Origin of the sequence: Longimicrobium sp. (assembly GCA_036387335.1) — a bacterium.
Classification (GTDB): Bacteria; Gemmatimonadota; Gemmatimonadetes; order Longimicrobiales; family Longimicrobiaceae; genus Longimicrobium.
This window is the reverse complement of sequence record DASVTZ010000246.1, coordinates 1-15,541: the sequence shown is the minus strand read 5'-3', so window position 1 is coordinate 15,541 and position 15,541 is coordinate 1. Positions and strand designations below refer to the sequence as shown.

Annotated in this window: 19 protein-coding genes; all 19 read left to right on the top strand. The window is 69.4% G+C overall.

Features of this window, described 5'->3' with window-relative positions; genetic code table 11:
- Positions 1-340: 340 nt before the first annotated feature.
- A complete protein-coding gene (gene rplU, locus VF647_25055; GenBank protein HEX8455372.1) occupies positions 341-655 on the top strand; it encodes a 50S ribosomal protein L21 in 315 nt (104 codons plus the stop codon).
- A 12-nt stretch (positions 656-667) separates the two neighbouring features.
- Positions 668-982, top strand: a complete 315-nt coding sequence (rpmA, locus tag VF647_25050) for a 50S ribosomal protein L27 (GenBank protein ID HEX8455371.1) — start codon at positions 668-670, stop codon at positions 980-982.
- A 226-nt stretch (positions 983-1,208) separates the two neighbouring features.
- Positions 1,209-2,165 carry a ribose-phosphate pyrophosphokinase gene (locus VF647_25045; GenBank protein ID HEX8455370.1) on the top strand — a complete coding sequence of 319 codons (957 nt, stop codon included), beginning with the start codon at positions 1,209-1,211 and terminating at the stop codon, positions 2,163-2,165.
- A 64-nt stretch (positions 2,166-2,229) separates the two neighbouring features.
- The gene (locus VF647_25040) at positions 2,230-2,859 is read left to right on the top strand and encodes a 50S ribosomal protein L25 (protein HEX8455369.1); all 630 of its coding nucleotides are present in this window, start codon (positions 2,230-2,232) and stop codon (positions 2,857-2,859) included.
- A 94-nt stretch (positions 2,860-2,953) separates the two neighbouring features.
- Complete coding sequence (gene pth, locus VF647_25035) at positions 2,954-3,526, top strand: aminoacyl-tRNA hydrolase (protein ID HEX8455368.1); 573 nt, start codon at positions 2,954-2,956, stop codon at positions 3,524-3,526.
- Positions 3,527-3,605: 79 nt separating this feature from the next.
- Entirely contained in the window at positions 3,606-5,744 is a 2,139-nt protein-coding gene (locus VF647_25030; GenBank protein ID HEX8455367.1) for a sodium-translocating pyrophosphatase, read from the top strand.
- Between the two features lie 152 nt (positions 5,745-5,896).
- Entirely contained in the window at positions 5,897-6,628 is a 732-nt protein-coding gene (locus VF647_25025) for a glycoside hydrolase family 25 protein (protein ID HEX8455366.1), read from the top strand.
- Between the two features lie 44 nt (positions 6,629-6,672).
- On the top strand, positions 6,673-7,368 hold the full coding sequence (locus tag VF647_25020) for a GH25 family lysozyme (protein ID HEX8455365.1): 696 nt from the start codon (positions 6,673-6,675) through the stop codon (positions 7,366-7,368).
- Between the two features lie 89 nt (positions 7,369-7,457).
- Positions 7,458-8,567, top strand: coding sequence for a redox-regulated ATPase YchF (gene ychF / locus VF647_25015; GenBank protein HEX8455364.1), 1,110 nt, complete (start codon positions 7,458-7,460; stop codon positions 8,565-8,567).
- A 262-nt stretch (positions 8,568-8,829) separates the two neighbouring features.
- Complete coding sequence (locus VF647_25010) at positions 8,830-9,039, top strand: hypothetical protein (GenBank protein HEX8455363.1); 210 nt, start codon at positions 8,830-8,832, stop codon at positions 9,037-9,039.
- A gap of 100 nt (positions 9,040-9,139) precedes the next feature.
- Positions 9,140-9,376 carry a hypothetical protein gene (locus VF647_25005; protein HEX8455362.1) on the top strand — a complete coding sequence of 79 codons (237 nt, stop codon included), beginning with the start codon at positions 9,140-9,142 and terminating at the stop codon, positions 9,374-9,376.
- An 88-nt stretch (positions 9,377-9,464) separates the two neighbouring features.
- Complete coding sequence (locus tag VF647_25000) at positions 9,465-9,806, top strand: DUF2335 domain-containing protein (GenBank protein ID HEX8455361.1); 342 nt, start codon at positions 9,465-9,467, stop codon at positions 9,804-9,806.
- A 158-nt stretch (positions 9,807-9,964) separates the two neighbouring features.
- Positions 9,965-10,327: a 30S ribosomal protein S6 gene (gene rpsF / locus VF647_24995; protein ID HEX8455360.1), complete on the top strand. Its 363-nt coding sequence runs from the start codon at positions 9,965-9,967 to the stop codon at positions 10,325-10,327.
- Between the two features lies 1 nt (position 10,328).
- On the top strand, positions 10,329-10,550 hold the full coding sequence (gene rpsR, locus VF647_24990) for a 30S ribosomal protein S18 (protein ID HEX8455359.1): 222 nt from the start codon (positions 10,329-10,331) through the stop codon (positions 10,548-10,550).
- A gap of 21 nt (positions 10,551-10,571) precedes the next feature.
- On the top strand, positions 10,572-11,018 hold the full coding sequence (rplI, locus tag VF647_24985) for a 50S ribosomal protein L9 (protein ID HEX8455358.1): 447 nt from the start codon (positions 10,572-10,574) through the stop codon (positions 11,016-11,018).
- A 205-nt stretch (positions 11,019-11,223) separates the two neighbouring features.
- Entirely contained in the window at positions 11,224-11,694 is a 471-nt protein-coding gene (locus VF647_24980; protein ID HEX8455357.1) for a hypothetical protein, read from the top strand.
- Between the two features lie 200 nt (positions 11,695-11,894).
- Positions 11,895-12,287 carry a ribosome silencing factor gene (gene rsfS / locus VF647_24975; protein ID HEX8455356.1) on the top strand — a complete coding sequence of 131 codons (393 nt, stop codon included), beginning with the start codon at positions 11,895-11,897 and terminating at the stop codon, positions 12,285-12,287.
- 192 nt (positions 12,288-12,479) lie between these two features.
- Positions 12,480-14,060 carry an SPOR domain-containing protein gene (locus VF647_24970; protein HEX8455355.1) on the top strand — a complete coding sequence of 527 codons (1,581 nt, stop codon included), beginning with the start codon at positions 12,480-12,482 and terminating at the stop codon, positions 14,058-14,060.
- The coding region (locus VF647_24965; GenBank protein ID HEX8455354.1) for an AAA family ATPase at positions 14,057-15,541 on the top strand (1,485 nt) is incomplete at its 3' end. The genes VF647_24970 and VF647_24965, both read left to right, overlap by 4 nt.

The window sequence follows — 15,541 nt, the reverse complement described above, 5'->3', positions numbered from 1 at the left end:
GGGGGCCCGGGCGGGCCACGGGCAGCCACGTGGGGCGGCCCCTACGGTTCGGTGCCAATCGCGGGCACCGCGGTGGCGGCGAGGGTGGGCAGACACGCAGGTCTGCCCCTACGGCGTCGGTGCGTGGAGCGGGCGGTGGTGCGCCCGTACGGGTTTGGTGCCGGTTCGCCCCCTCTCTCGATAACGGCGAGGGCGCAGCCCTCTCCTGTTATCGGGAGAGGGGGCAGCGAGGAACGAGCGGGGGTGAGGGCCCGGTTGACAGATCCCGGCTGCAGGGTGATATTGCCTGTCTTCTGTCGCTTTTTCGGACGAGTCCGTGTAACCGGGGTTCCCTGTAACCATGTACGCCATCATCCGCACCGGCGGCAAGCAGTTCCGTGCCGAGCCGGGCAAGACGCTTCGCATTCCGTCCGTCGACATCGAGCCGGGCGAGAGCCTTACGTTCGACGACGTCCTCCTGGGCGGCGACGGCGACACCGTCAAGGTGGGGCTTCCCACGGTTGCCGGTGCGGCCGTGACCGCCGAGGTCGTACGCCACGGCAAGGGCGACAAGATCATCATCTTCAAGTTCAAGCGCCGCAAGAACTACCGCCGGAAGCAGGGCCACCGGCAGAAGTTCACCGAAGTGCGCATCAACGACGTCAACCTCGGCTAAGGGAGCGCACCGATGGCACATAAAAAGGGCGGCGGCTCTACTCGCAACGGCCGCGACTCGAACGCCCAGCGACTGGGCGTCAAGAAGTTCGGCGGCGAGAAGGTGCTCGCCGGCAACATCCTGGTCCGCCAGCGCGGCACCAAGTTCCACCCGGGCGCCAACGTGATGCGCGCCAGCGACGACACGCTCTTCGCCACGGTGGACGGGGTCGTCCAGTTCGGCCGCAAAGACAAGCTGCGGAAGAAGGTCTCCGTCATCCCGTACGAGGCGCTCGAGGTCATCTCGGCCGAGGTGCCCGTTGAGACGATGGACGTCGCCGCGGACTGACGCGGGGTCAGGGACTACGAAGCCGCTCCGGCAATGCTGCCGGGGCGGTTTTGTTTTGGGAACGGAAGTGCCAAGTGCCAAGTGCTAAGTCCTGAGCGGCAGTGCGTGAGCGCGCTCCTTCACCCAGCACCTAGCACTTAGGACTTAGCACTTCCCTTCCTTGACGCTGGCCGAGCGCGCGGCCTATTCTGTCGGGCTCCAAACCACACCAGAACCGACCAGGCAGATGACTGAGGCGCTCTCCAGCAACTCCATGATGGTGCTCTCCGGCTCGGCCGACAAGTCGATGGCCGAAGAGATGGCGGCGTGCATGGGGGTCGAGCTGGGCGCGGTGACCACCGCCCGGTTCGCGGACGGGGAGATCTTCGTACGGATCGACGACAACGTCCGCGGGCGCGACCTGTACATCGTGCAGAGCACCGTGCCCCCCGCCGACAACATCATGGAGCTGCTGCTCCTGCTGGACGCGGCGCGGCGCGCTTCGGCGGCGCGCGTCACGGCGGTGATCCCGTACTTCGGCTATGCGCGGCAGGACCGCAAGGACCAGCCGCGCGTCGCCATCGGGGCCAAGCTGATCGCGAACCTGATCACCTCCGCCGGCGCGGACCGGGTGCTGAGCGTGGACTTCCACCAGCACCAGCTGCAGGGGTTCTTCGACATCCCGGTGGACCACCTGTACGCGGCGCCGGTGTTCATGAAGTACTTCCGGGAGAAGAACCTCACCAACCTGGTGACGGTGTCGCCGGACGTGGGGTCGGCCAAGATGGCGCGCGGCTTCGCCAAGCGGCTGGGCGCCAGCATGGGGATCATCGACAAGCGGCGCCCCTCCGCCAACGTGGCAGAGGTGATGAACGTCATCGGCGAGGTGGAGGGGAAGGACTGCCTGCTGACCGACGACATGATCGACACGGCCGGCACCATGGCCGAGGCGGCGAGGGCGCTCAAGGAGCGCGGCGCCCGCGACGTGTACGCGTGCGCCACGCACGCCCTGCTCAGCGGGCCGGCGGTGGACCGGCTGGTGAACGCGCCCTTCAAGGAGATCGTGGTCACCAACACGGTGCCGATCCCCCAGGAGAAGCGCTTCCCCACGCTCACCGTGCTCTCCGTGGCGGAGCTGCTGGCCCGCGCGGTGCGGTACACACACTTCAACGAATCCGTCAGCTCGCTCTTCGAAACGGCGTGACCCGCGCGGCCGGCTGACGGCTTGATGTCCGCGTGCGAGTCTTGAACACTCAGGGAGAACGACGATGGCTGCAACTTTGAACGCAACCGCCCGCACAGGGTCGGGGAAGGGTGGCGCCCGCAAGCTGCGCGCGACCGGCAAGGTGCCGGCCGTGGTGTACGGGCATGGCGACAAGAACGTCCCGCTGGCGCTCGACCGCCACGAGCTGGAGCTCCTCCTCCACGGCATCTCGGTGGAGAACACGGTGATCTCGCTGGTGACGGACGGCGGCGCGGGGAAGGACGTGCTGATCCGCGACGTGCAGATGCACCCGTACCGCCCCGAGGTGCTTCACGTGGACTTCATCCAGCTCCACGCGGGCGAGGTGATCCGCATGAAGATTCCCGTGCGCCTGAGCGGCAACCCCGCCGGCGTGCGCGACGAGGGCGCGGTGCTGGACCAGGTGATCTACGACCTCGAAGTCGAGTGCCTGCCGGGGAACATCCCCGAGGCGTTCGAGGTGGACGTCTCCAACCTAGGCGTGGGCGAGTCGATCCGCGTGCACGACGTGTCGTTCCCCGACGTGCGCATCCTGGCCGACGGCGATCTGCCGATCGCGTCCGTGGTGCCGCCGACCGTGGAGCCCGTGGCCGACGCGGACACGGCGGCCGGCGAGCCGGAGGTGATCTCGTCGCGGGTTGCCGAGAACACGTAAGAAACTGAAGTGCCCAGTGCCAAGTGCCTAGTGCCTAGTTTCCTACACTGGGCACTGAGCACTGGGCACTGGGCACTTTCGCGGAGCGAAGACAGTGGCCGGGCTGAAAGTCATCGTTGGACTGGGGAATCCGGGGAAGGAGTACGCGCTCACGCGGCACAACGTGGGGTGGTGGCTCGTGGATGCCCTGGCCGACTCGTGGGGGCTCGGCCGCTTCCGGCTGGACAAGAACGCGGCGGTGGCGCAGGGGCGGATGGAGCCGCACGCCGTGCGCCTGATCAAGCCGCAGACGTACATGAACCGCAGCGGCGCCTCGCTGGGCCCCATCGCCCGGATGAACGCGATCGACGTCACAAAGGACCTGCTGGTGGTGGTGGACGACGTGGCGCTGGAGCCGGGGGTGATCCGCTTTCGCGCTACGGGCTCGCCCGGCGGGCACAACGGGCTCAAGTCGGTGGAGCAGGCGCTGGGCACCAAGGACTATCCGCGGCTGCGCATCGGCGTGGGCGCCAAGCCCCCGGCGATGGACCTGGCGGACTGGGTGCTCTCGCCCCCGCCGCGCGCCGCGCGCGAGGCGATCCTGGACCGCTTTCCCGACCTGATCGACGGGGTGCGGACGTGGATGGATGAAGGGGTGGAAGCCGCCATGAACCGCTACAACGGCTGATCCGCTCCCGCGGGTACGCTCCATGCCTCACCGGGTCCCGGTCGGCCCGTATACACCGAACCCCATCCCCCGAGATCTCGTGTCGCTGACGGAGTTCACCGCATGGACCGGCTGGCCCCTCGGTGTGCTGGGGCTCCTGCTGGCGCTGGGTGCTTTCGCGTACGTGCGCCGGCAGCCCGCCGGCAACGAGGCGATGCGCGACTGGGGCGGGCAGATCCAGCACGGCGCCAACGCCTTCCTCCGCCGCCAGTCCACGGTGCTGGCGGGGTTCATCGTCGTCGCCGCGCTCCTGCTGTGGCCCACGGCGTCGCTCGCCACGGCGGGTGCGTTCGCGCTGGGGGCGGCCACGGGGCTGGCGGTGGGATGGGTGTCGGTGCTCGCGGCCACCCGCGCCAACGTGCGCACCGCCGAGGCCGCGCGCGTGGCCGGCGAGGGGCCGGCGCTGCGAGTGGCGTTCGGCGGGGCGTCCGTGGCGGGGCTGACGGTGGCGGCGCTCGCGCTGCTGGGGCTGGGCGGGCTCTACTTCGGCCTCGTCTACGTGCAGGGCGTCTACCTTCCCGAGGAGTTCGCGCGCTTCGGCGAGATCCTGGCCGGCTACGCGCTGGGCGCGTCCTCCATCGCCCTCTTCGCGCGGATGGGCGCCGGGATCTTCACGAAGTCCGCGGACGTGGGCGCGGACCTGGTGGGGAAGACCGAGGCCAACATCCCCGAGGACGACCCGCGCAACCCCGCCACCGTGGCGGACAACGTGGGCGACTGCGTGGGCGACACGGCCGGGATGGGCGTGGACCTCATGGAGTCGTACGTGGGCGCCATCGTCGCGACGGTGGCGCTGGGCGCGTACAGCCCCGCCTACGCCAACAACCGCGTGGAAGCCGTCGCGCTGCCGCTGTTGCTCGCGGCGGCGGGCTTTCTGGCGTCGGTGCTGGCGCTGATCGGGGTGCGGCTGATGAAGAGCACGCGCCCCGCGCTGGCGATGCGCGCCGCCACGCTGGGCGCCCTGGCCGTCTTCTTGGTGGCCGCCTTCGCGATCGTGAGCCTGCTCGGGTTGGATCTGGAGGACCCCGCGGGGGCCGCGTACAGCCGCTTCGGACCCTTCTGGGCGATCCTGGCCGGCGTGATCGCGGCGGTGGCGATCGCCGCGGCCACCGATTTCTACACCACCTCGCGTCCCATCCGGCGCATCGCGGAGGCGGCGCGGGGCGGGGCGGCCACGACCATCCTCATGGGGCTGGCGATCGGGATGGAGTCGACGGCGATCCCCCTCCTCCTGATCGCCCTGGCGACGTGGGTGGCGCACGAGGCGGCCGGTCTGTACGGCATCGGCGTGGCGGCGGTGGGGATGCTCGCCACGGTGGGCACCTCGATCACGCTGAACGCCTTCGCAGCCATTTCGGACACGGCGGGCGGCATCGCGCGCATGAGCCACCTGGGGAACGAGACGCGCCGCATCACCCAGACGCTCAAGGCCGCGGGGAGCGCGGCGGCGGCGGGCGGCAAGGGCGTGGCGATCGGCGCCGCGGCCCTCACTTCGCTCGCGCTCTTCTCCGCCTACGCCTCGGCGGTGCGGCTGGAGTCGATCGACCTGATCCACCCCTTCGTCCTGCTGGGGCTGCTGCTGGGCGGCGGCGTGCCGTTCTTCGTCGGCGCCCTAACCCTTGCCGCGGTGGGGCGCACGTCGGCCAAGGTCGCGGCCGAGTCGCGCCGGCAGTTCGCGGAGATCCCGGGGCTGATGGAGGGCACCGTGCAGCCGGACTCCGCGCGCTGCGTCGACATCGCCACGCAGGCGTCGCTGCGCGAGGCGGCGGTGCCTTTCCTCATCGCCATCCTGGTGCCGGTGATCGTGGGCGCCGCGCTGGGGACGGAGGCGCTGGGTGGCGTTCTCGTGGGCGCCACCGTGACGGGGATCCTCCTGGCGCTCTTCATGACCAACGCGGGCGAGGCGTGGGACAACGCGCGCAAGTGGATCGAGTCCGACCCCGACACGCACCCCGGCTCCGAGCTCCACACGGCCGCCGTGCTGGGCGACACTGTCGGCGACCCGATGAAGGACGCCGCGGGCCCGTCGTTCAACATCCTGATCAAGCTGATGGCTGTGATCGCGCTCGTCCTCGCGCCCTGGTTCCTGTCCCTGCGCGGCCAGGAGGTCACTCCCGTCCCACAGGCCGGCGAGGAAGAGTCGATGGCCGTGCCGCGCATGGAGATGCCGCGCGGCTGACGGCGGAACAGCAATCTCACACAGAGACACAGAGAGAACTTCGTTGTCTTTCCTCTGTGTCTCTGTGTTCCTGTGTGAGCCATGCAGTTGTTTGGACCTTTCGGGGTGCGTTGCGTGTAGAGGTGCGGAACCCACGCAACCCGAACCACCGCATGCACTTGCTGAAGAATAGCCTCCTTCGCTTTCTATCTGCCGTCGCCGTGCTCGCCGCCGCCGCGTGCACTGACCTGCCCACCGGACCCGCCACGCTCGATGATACCCTCGACGGGATCGACGTGTCGCACTGGCAGGGCACCATCGACTGGCAGGCGGTGCGCGGGGGCGGCATCGACTTCGCGTTCATCAAGGCGACCGAGGGCGGCACGTACACCGACCCGCAGTTCGCGCGCAACTGGGCCGCCGCCGCGGACGCGGGGATCACGCGCGGGGCGTACCACTACTTCCGCCCCAACGCGGACGCGGTGAAGCAGGCCGAGCACTTCCTACGCGTCACCGGCCTCCGCGCCGGTGACCTGCCCGCCGTGCTGGACGTCGAGACTTCGGACGGGGTGGCGGGGGATTCGCTGCTGCGCGCGGTCCGCACGTGGCTGGAGACGGTGGAGCGCGCCACGGGGAAGCGCCCCATCGTCTACACCTATCCGGACTTCTGGAACCGCTACGTTGCCGCTTCGCCCGGGGCATACCCGCTCTGGATCGCATCCTACGGCCGCGAGCAGCCGCTGATGCCGTCCACCGGGTGGAGCGACTGGACCTTCTGGCAGAGCTCCGCCATCGGCCGCGTCCCAGGCATCCAGGGCGACGTGGACCTGGACCACTTCCGCGGCGGAAGCACCGAGCTCGCGGCCCTGACCAGCGGCTCCGGACCCCTGTTCGCGCGCCGCTGACTCCTGAATCCGCCCATCCGATCCAACCGCCCGCTTACCGCGCCATGATGTTCGCCACGCCTCCGTTGCGCCGGCTCGTGCCCGGCGCCCTCGCCCTGCTCGTCCTCGCCGGCACCGCGCTGCGGGCCGATGCGCCGCGCCGCGTGCGGGGGATCGACGTCTCGCACCACCAGGGCCGCATCAACTGGACGGCGGTGAAGGGCGACGGCATCCGCTTCGTCTTCATCAAGGCCACCGAAGGTGGCGACTGGACCGATCCGCACTTCCGGCGCAACTGGGCGAACGCGCGCGAGGCCGGCCTCCTGCGCGGCGCGTACCACTACTACCGTCCGCAGACGCACTCGGCCGTGCAGGCGCGGCACTTCCTGCGGCGTGTGGAGATCGGCGCCAACGACCTGCCGCCCGTGCTCGACGTGGAGGCGACCGACGGCGTGGCCGACGCCACGATCCGCCGCGGGATGCGCAACTGGCTGCGCATGGTGGAAGAGGAGACGGGGAAGCGCCCCATCATCTACGTGAGCCGCCGCTTCGCGCCGCGCCTCGCCGCCGACTTCGGCGACTACCCGCTCTGGATCGCGGACTACCGCAGCGACGGGCCGGCGGTGCCGCGCGGGTGGGGGCGGTGGACCTTCTGGCAGCACTCGGAGCGGGGAAGGGTGAAGGGCATCCGCGCGCCGGTGGACCGCAACTGGTTTCGCGGAACGCTGGAGGAGCTTCGCGGCTTCGCGCAGCGGAGTTGACGCTCGCCGCGCAGGGGTTACATTTCAGAGTCCGGCCGGGACCCCGCGAGGTGTCCCGGCCGCTTCGTTTGCAACTCCATCCTTGACGGATGTTCGACATGCTGAAGCTTGGGATCGTGGGGCTCCCCAACGTGGGGAAGTCCACCCTGTTCAACGCCCTCACCGCCGCGGGCGCCGACGCCGCCAACTACCCGTTCTGCACCGTGGAGCCGAACGTGGGGAACGTGGAGGTGCCCGACCCGCGCGTGGACCTGCTGGCCGAGAAGGTGAAGCCGCAGCGCGTGCTGCGCGCGGTGGTGCAGTTCGTGGACATCGCCGGGCTGGTGGAGGGCGCCTCGCAGGGCGAAGGGCTCGGCAACCAGTTCCTCAGCAACATCCGCGAGACCGACGCGGTGGTGCACGTCGTCCGCTGCTTCGACGATCCGGACGTGGTGCACGTGATGGGGAGCGTGGACCCCGTTCGCGACCGCGAGGTCATCAACCTGGAGCTCGCCCTCAGCGACCTCGCCGTCGTGGAGAAGCGCCTCGACCGCGCTCGCAAGGCCGCCCGGGGCCAGGACCGCGACGCGCTCGCCGAGGTCGGCCTCCTAGAGCGGCTCCTGGAGGCGCTCGGTGCCGGCAAGGCCGCGCGCGTGGTGCAGGCGAACGAGGAGGAGTCCAAGATCCTGCGCTCGTACAACCTGCTCACCAGCAAGCCGGTGCTCTACCTGGCCAACGTCGCCGAATCGGACCTCCCCGAGGGCGACAACGAGCACGTGCGCGCGCTGCGCACCGCGGTAGAGGCGAGCGGCGAGCGCGCGGAGATCATCCCCATCAGCAGCAAGATCGAGAGCGAGCTCGCCGAGCTCCCGCCGGAGGAGCGCGACGAGTTCCTGGGATCGCTGGGCCTGAACGAGCCCGGCCTGCACACGCTGATCCGCACGGGATACGCGCTGCTGGGGCTGCAGGTCTACTTCACCGCGGGCGAAAAGGAAGTGCGCGCCTGGGAGATCCCGGTGGGTGCCCGCGCCCCCCAGGCCGCCGGCGTCATCCACTCCGACTTCGAGCGCGCCTTCATCCGCGCCGAGACCGTGGCCTGGGACGACTTCGTGAAGACCGGCTCCGTGAAGACCGCCCGCGAGCAGGGGCTGATGCGGTCGGAAGGCAAGGAGTACGTGGTAAAGGATGGGGACATCCTGTTGTTCCGGACGAGCGCGTAGCCGATTCACGCCCGTCATAAGCGGAGCCCCGCCAGCACCTGCTGGCGGGGCTCGTTGTTTCAGTGGTAAAGGTCATCAGATGCCACCACTCAAACGCGGGACTAGTCGCCTGTCCCAATCGGAACGTGCCGTTGGAGAAACGTGCCAAACACCATCGCACCAAACACTTACAATACGGAGCTACCACCGGAAAAAGGGTTGACAAGGGCCCCTGGGTGGATCACACTTGATCCCGTAAGCTCACCCTCAACGGGCAGTCACGATGCGCCGCACGGTTGTTGACCCAGATCCTCAAGCATCCGAGAGCACGGCGCCTGCGCTGGAGAGCCTCGAGTGCGAGTTGTTCTTGAGGGAGTACGAAGAGGCGTATGCGAAGCTTCGCGACGATCCCGCCGCACTGGCTGAGTTTGAAGCGGGCCGTCGTGAGTTCGACGGCACCCTCATCGACGGCCTCGAGAACGAGGTCCCCTGACGCCGCGGCCACGGGTCCGCTCTGGGCGCCGGAATGTCGTACGATGATCCCCGGCTGCGCCGTAGCGCGGCTCGTTAACCCGAGATCTGAGAGCGGAACCATGGCAAGCGATTTCGTCTTTGTCCGCCCTTCGTTTGCGCGAGGCATCGCTCGCCTCATGGACATCCGTGGAGCGCTCAACCGCACTGCGTATGATTTGAGCGAATCACCTGCGGAAGCCGATACGAAGGCGCTTCTGAGCGATTGGCAGGTGCTCGCCGGGGACATACGCGGGGCGTTCGAGGAAACCTCCAACCGCGTTGCGGAAGCAGGAAAGGCCCCGCGTGGGGCGAGATAGCAAACCGGCACGGGTCGAAAGCAGGCCCATCGACACGCCCGATGAGCGCGGTTCTCGACTCGTTGGGCGTGTCACGTTTGAGGGGCCGATGCCGCCGCCGGCACTGGTTCGCGAGTACGAAGAGATTTTGCCGGGGGCCGCTCAATTCTTCTTCAGCACGCTTGACCGTCAGTCGAGGCACCGCCAGGAGCTTGAAGCAAAGGTGGTAGACGCGAACATCGCCAACGAGAAAACGGGGATGTGGTTGGGTTTCTTCTTAGCGGTACTGATGATCTGTTGCGGCGCCTTCCTGATTCATGAAGACAAGGACCCGCAGGGGCTCGCTCTGATTGGCGCGACGATCATCACGCTTGCGGGCATCTTCATTTACGGACGGCACCGCACCACGAAGGAGTTGCGCGCCAAAGATCCAACGCAAGCCGTACAGTAGTCCCCATACCGCTCCACCAACCTTTGGCCTACCCCCCCGGTTGTGTATTTGGCCCGTCTCCGCTACATTCCCGTGCTGCCCCCCGACCGGGGGCAGCACTTTTTCATGCCTGCTCCGCGCGCACCGCACGGGGCCTCATGTCCAAAGGACGGTGCCTTTTGTCGGATTACGAAGTCGTGTACATCTTCCACCCGTCGCTCGAGGATGAGCGGATCGAGGAGAAGATCGAGCGCTTCCACGGGATGCTTACGGGCGAGCGTGGCGGCGAGATCACCGCGGTGGACCACTGGGGGAAGCGCCCCCTGGCGTACGAGATCGCGGACCAGACCACCGGCCACTACACCGTGGCCCACTTCTCGGCCCCGGCCGAGGCGCTCCCCGAGTTCGAGCGCCTGCTGAAGCTGGACGACGAAGTCCTTCGCTACCTCGTGGTGGTGAACGAGGGCGACCTGCAGACCACACCGGTCCCGCCCGCTCCGAAGCGTGACGAGGAGTCCGAAGACGACGGGGAGGACGAGTAAGATGAAATCTTCGCGCAAGGTTTGCCCCGTGTGTGAGACCGGGCTGAGCTCCGTGGACTACAAGGACGAGAAGACGCTCGGCCGCTTCGTGACCGAGCGTGGCAAGATCCTGCCTCGCCGGATCAGCGGGATGTGCGCGCGCCACCAGCGCCAGATCGGGACCGCCATCAAGCGCGCCCGTTTCCTGGCCCTGCTGCCGTACATCGCGGGCTTCGAGTCGTAACCGGGCAAGGGAGAAACTACGATGCAGGTCATTCTCAGACAGCGTCTGGAGAACCTCGGCGAGACCGGGGACCTGGTGGACGTGAAGCCGGGCTACGCTCGCAACTACCTGATCCCCCGTGGCTTCGCCTACGAGGCGACCGCGGGGAACGTGAAGCGGATCGAGACGGAGCGGGCGTCGGTGGCCAAGCGTGAGGCCGCCACCCTGACCGAGGCGCGGCAGCGCGCCGCCTCCATCGAGGGCGTTTCGCTCACCTTCAATGCTCGCGCCGGGCAGGAAGGGAAGCTGTTCGGCTCCATCACCGTGGGCGACATCGCGGACAAGCTGGCCGAGCAGGGGATCCAGATCGACCGCCGCCAGATCGAGCTCGACGAGCCGATCAAGGCCCTCGGCGTGACTTCGGTGCCGGTGCGTCTACACACCGACGTGCGGCCGGAGCTCAAGGTGTGGGTGATCGCGGAAGACTGAAGTGCCGAGTGCCAAGTGCCGAGTGCTCAGTTGGAAGCGCACTCACACGCTAACGCACTTCTGTTGAAGTACCGGGGGCGGCCCGCCACGCGGCGGGCCGCCCTGTTTTCGTGGCGAGAACGTGATCGTTGCAGCGGGATTGGGGGGTGAATAACTTTCGCCCAGCTCCTTCCGCAGCCCCACGCCACGCCACTGGAGACGCCCCATGCTCATTCGCGCAGCGGTTTTCGTGTGTGCAGCCATCGTTCTGTCCGCCGATGCGGCGCATGCGCAGCAGTCGGCGCGCCGCACCTGGGTGATCCCGCACGTGCTGGAGCGGCCGAGCCGCGCCGCGACGGAGCTGCACATGGTCAACCTGGACCGCAGCGCGACGGTGGAGGTGAGCGTGTTCGCCAACGACGGCCAGCCGATGAAGTCGCGGAGCGGACAGGCGGTGTGCAACCCGTGCAGGATCACCTTCACGGCGAGCCCCAAGCAGGTGTTCTCGCTCCGCGAGCGCATCGAAGCCGCCGGCGGGTACGCGGGGGAACCGATGAGCGGGTACATCGTATTCACCGCCACCGCGCCGGCTGGAGTGAACATGCAGAGCTTCGTTGTGAACTCCCACACCTCCGCGGCGAACCTGAGCGTCTTCGGCTACGCCCCGGAAGAGGTCAGGAGCACGCTCAACCCGTAGATCCGCGGCACGCCTGGCGATGCCGGTGCGGAGGGGGAGCGGCGCGAAGCCGCTCCCCCTCATTCAGTTGCGCTGGCGATCCTAACCGGCCGCTGTACTCAAAAAGGACGCGGATGGCACCTGACTTGCCGCCCGCACATGCATCTCCGCCGGTACACGGCGGGGAACGACTATCCGAACGATCGCGATCCTGGAGACCGATGAGCACCACCCCCGTCACGCCGCACAGCCTCGACCTTCCGCCCGAAGTCGCCCGCGCCGCCGAGCACCTGTTCGACCGCAAGGCGCAGGACGTGACGCTTCTGGACCTGCGCGGGATCTCCACCGCGACGGACTTCTTTCTGATCGCCACCGGCACCTCGGACACGCACGTCTCCGCCATCTCGGACCACGTGGTGGAGGAGCTTCGCGCCAGCGGCACGCGCCCGCTCAACGTGGAGGGGTCGCGCGGCGGCCGCTGGGTGCTGATCGACTACTTCTCCTTCGTGGTGCACGTCTTCCACCCGGCCGCGCGCGAGTTCTACCAGCTCGAGCGCCTGTGGGGCGACGCGCCCACGCACGTGCTGGTGCCGGCGGAAGGGGCGGCGGCGTAAAGGGCAGGGAATAGGGAATAGGGAATAGGGATTAGGAACCGCCTCGTTGTTCACCTGGTCCCTGATCCCTATTCCCTAATCCCTGAATCCTATCCTTGCCACGCGCCGACGCCCGCGTGTACTATTGCCCGCGTCCCGGCAACGACCTTCCGTCACGTTTGCGCCTCGCCGGGCAGACATCCGCTCCCATCGATGACCGACATCCACGCGACTTCGGGCTCGGCCGGCCGCAAGCTGCCCGAGCCCACGTTCTTCGATCCCAGCTTCGAGCGCCTTCCGGCCGCGGCTTCGTTCGACGCGTCGCGCACCGGGCCGGTGCTCCTCCTCTTCGACCGCGCCGCCGACCGCGACTGGGTGGCGGACGCGGCGATCGCCATCGCGACGGGGTGGAACGCCACCGGGCAGCGCACCGTGCTGGCAGACCTGGGGCTGGACGATCCCATGCTCGCCGAGCGGATCGGGATGTCGAGCATGGAAGGGGTGGTGGACATCTTCCTGTACGGCGCATCGCTCGCCCGCAGCGCGCGGCCCGTGCCCGGGAGGGGCTTCTATCTGATCTCCGCCGGCACCTACACCCCCGACTCCACCGCCATCCTCCGCGACGGGCGCTGGGAGAAGATCATCGCGGGGTTCCGCTCGGCGGGGGCGTCGCTGCTGGTCTTCGTGCCGTCCGACGCGCCGGGGCTGCCGTCGCTGGCGCGCTGGGCGTACGACGCCATCATGCTGGGCGAGCAGTCGCACGAGGCCGAGCTGTCGCGCGACGCGCCGGGCGGGGTCACGATCCACGCCTGGCTCACGCCGCCCTCGCAGGGCCCGCGTGCCGACGCCGCACCCCGTGCCGCCGCCATACCCGTGTCGCCGGCCGCGGCCGCGCCGCCCGCGCCGCAGCGGTTCGCCGAGCCTGAGGCGCCGACGGGGATCCGCCCCTGGCTGGCCGCGCCGCGCGATGCGCAGCCGCACAGCGGTGGCGAGGAATTCCGCACGGCGGAGGACACCGTCGGCGCGCCCGCGGCGACGCTCCCGGTGCCCGACCCGGAGTGGGAGGAGCCTGAGCAGAAGCCGGTGAAGAAGAGCCGCCTGGCGCCGATCCTCACCCTTCTCCTCCTGCTGGCGGTACTCGCGGGGGCGGTGTACATCCTCCTCCAACAGTATCCGCAGCTCCTGGGCGGCACTCCCGGCGGGGCCAAGGCCGATCCGCCCGCGAAGACGACGGCCGTGGCCCCCCAAGAAGCGGTGGCCGCGGCGGGGACGGCGCTCCCCTTCACCGTGTTCGTGAAGGCGTATCCCCGCTACGAGGATGCGCGCCGCTTCGCGTCTTCGGTGGCGGCGAAGTTCCCGGACGCGCGCTTCTACGTGACGCCGGAGATGACGAGGGACAAGCTCTACTACAAGGTCTTCTCCGGCGCGCTGGCGGACTCGGCGGACGCGGTGGCGCTGCGGGAGCGGCTCATGCGCAGCGGCGACGTCGACGCGGAGGACGTGGGGACGTCCGACGACCTGATCCTCGTGCGCCCCTACGCGCTGGAGCTGGGGGAGCTTCCCACGCAGGCGGCGGCGCAGGCGCGGGCGGACTCGCTGAACGGGCGCGCCATCCCGGCGTACGCCGTGGCGGTGCCGTTCAGCGACGGCACCGAGCGGTACAAGGTGTACGGCGGCGCCTTCGAAGACTCCGCGGGCGCGGCGCCGATGCTCAGGATGGTGCAGCAGGCAAGACCGACACTCCCCGCGCGCCTGGTGGCGCGCACCGGCCGGGCGCCCGCCCCGCAGAAATGAGGCTCCGCAGGCTCCAGCTCCACGGCTTCAAGTCGTTCGCGGACCGCACCACCATCGAGCTCCGCGACGGCGTGACGGCCATCGTAGGCTCCAACGGCTGCGGCAAGTCGAACACGGCGGACGCGGTGCGCTGGGTCCTCGGCGAGCAGCGGGCCAGCGCCCTCCGCGGCGGCAAGATGGAAGAGGTGATCTTCCAGGGCAGCGTCCGCAGGCGTCCCCTCCACTACGCCGAAGTCGCCCTCGTCTTCTCCAACGAAGACGGCTCCGTTCCCATCCCCCAGAGCGAAGTCGAGATCACCCGCAAGGTGTACCGCGAGGGCGGCAGCGAGTATTCGCTCAACCGCGCGCCGTGCCGCCTGCGCGACATCCACGACCTCCTGCGCGACACGGGGCTCGGGTCCGACGCCTATTCGATCATCGAGGCGGGGATGATCGACTCGATCCTGAGCGAGAAGGCGGAGGAGCGCCGCGCGATGTTCGAGGAAGCGGCCGGGATCGGCAAGTACAAGGACCGCCGCCGCGCCGCGCAGCGCCGCCTGGAGGGGGCCGAAGGGGACCTCACGCGGCTCAACGACCTGGTGGCGGAGGTGGAGAACAAGGTGCGCTCGCTCGCCCGCCAGCGGCGGCGGGCGCAGCGCTACGAGGAGCTCCAGGCGCGGCGGCTGGATCTGGAGGTGGCGCTGGCGACCGCCGAGGTGGCCGCCCTCACCGCCGCGCTGGGCGAGGGCGAGCGGCGGCTGGCGGATCTGGAGCGGATCGTTCACGACGCCGGCATCGAGCGCTCCACCGCGGAGACGGTCGTACAGGAGCGGCGGATCGAGACGGCGGAGCTGGGCCGGCGCCGCGCGGAGGTGGCGGGGCGCGTGGATGCCGTGCGCCAGCGGCTGGATGCCCGCGAGCGCGAGATCCTGCTGGCGGACGAGCGCCGCGGCCACGCCGAGCTCCGCATCGCGCAGCTCGTGAGGGAGCGCGGGGAGCTGGCTGAACGCGCCGCCGCCCAATCCGCCGAGGCCGTGCGCCTGGAGGCGGAGCGCGAGCGCGTGCAGGCGCGCGTGGACGGCACCCGCGAGCGCCTGGAAACGCGCGTGGAGGAGAACGAGGCGCTGCGTGCGACCCTCACCGGCCATCGCCAGGCGAGCGAGGCCGCCGCGACCCGCCAGCGCGACATCGCCCGCGACATCGCCGCCGCGGAGGGGGAGCGCGCTTCGGCGGAGCGGCGCAGGCAGGAGGGGCTGGAGCGCGCCGAGCGGCTGAGCATGCAAACGGAGCAGCTCGGCTCGGAGATCGACCGCATGGGCGAGCAGACGGAGCTGTGGAGCGGCCAGGGCGACACCCTCCGCGACCGCCTGGACGCTGCTTCCGACGCCGCCACCCAGGCGCGCGAGGAGATGCGCGTCCTGCGCGGGCGCGAGGCGCCGTTGCGCGATGGACTGCGCGCGGCGCAGGACCGTGTCTCGCGCCTGGGCGCGCAGGTGGCCGCG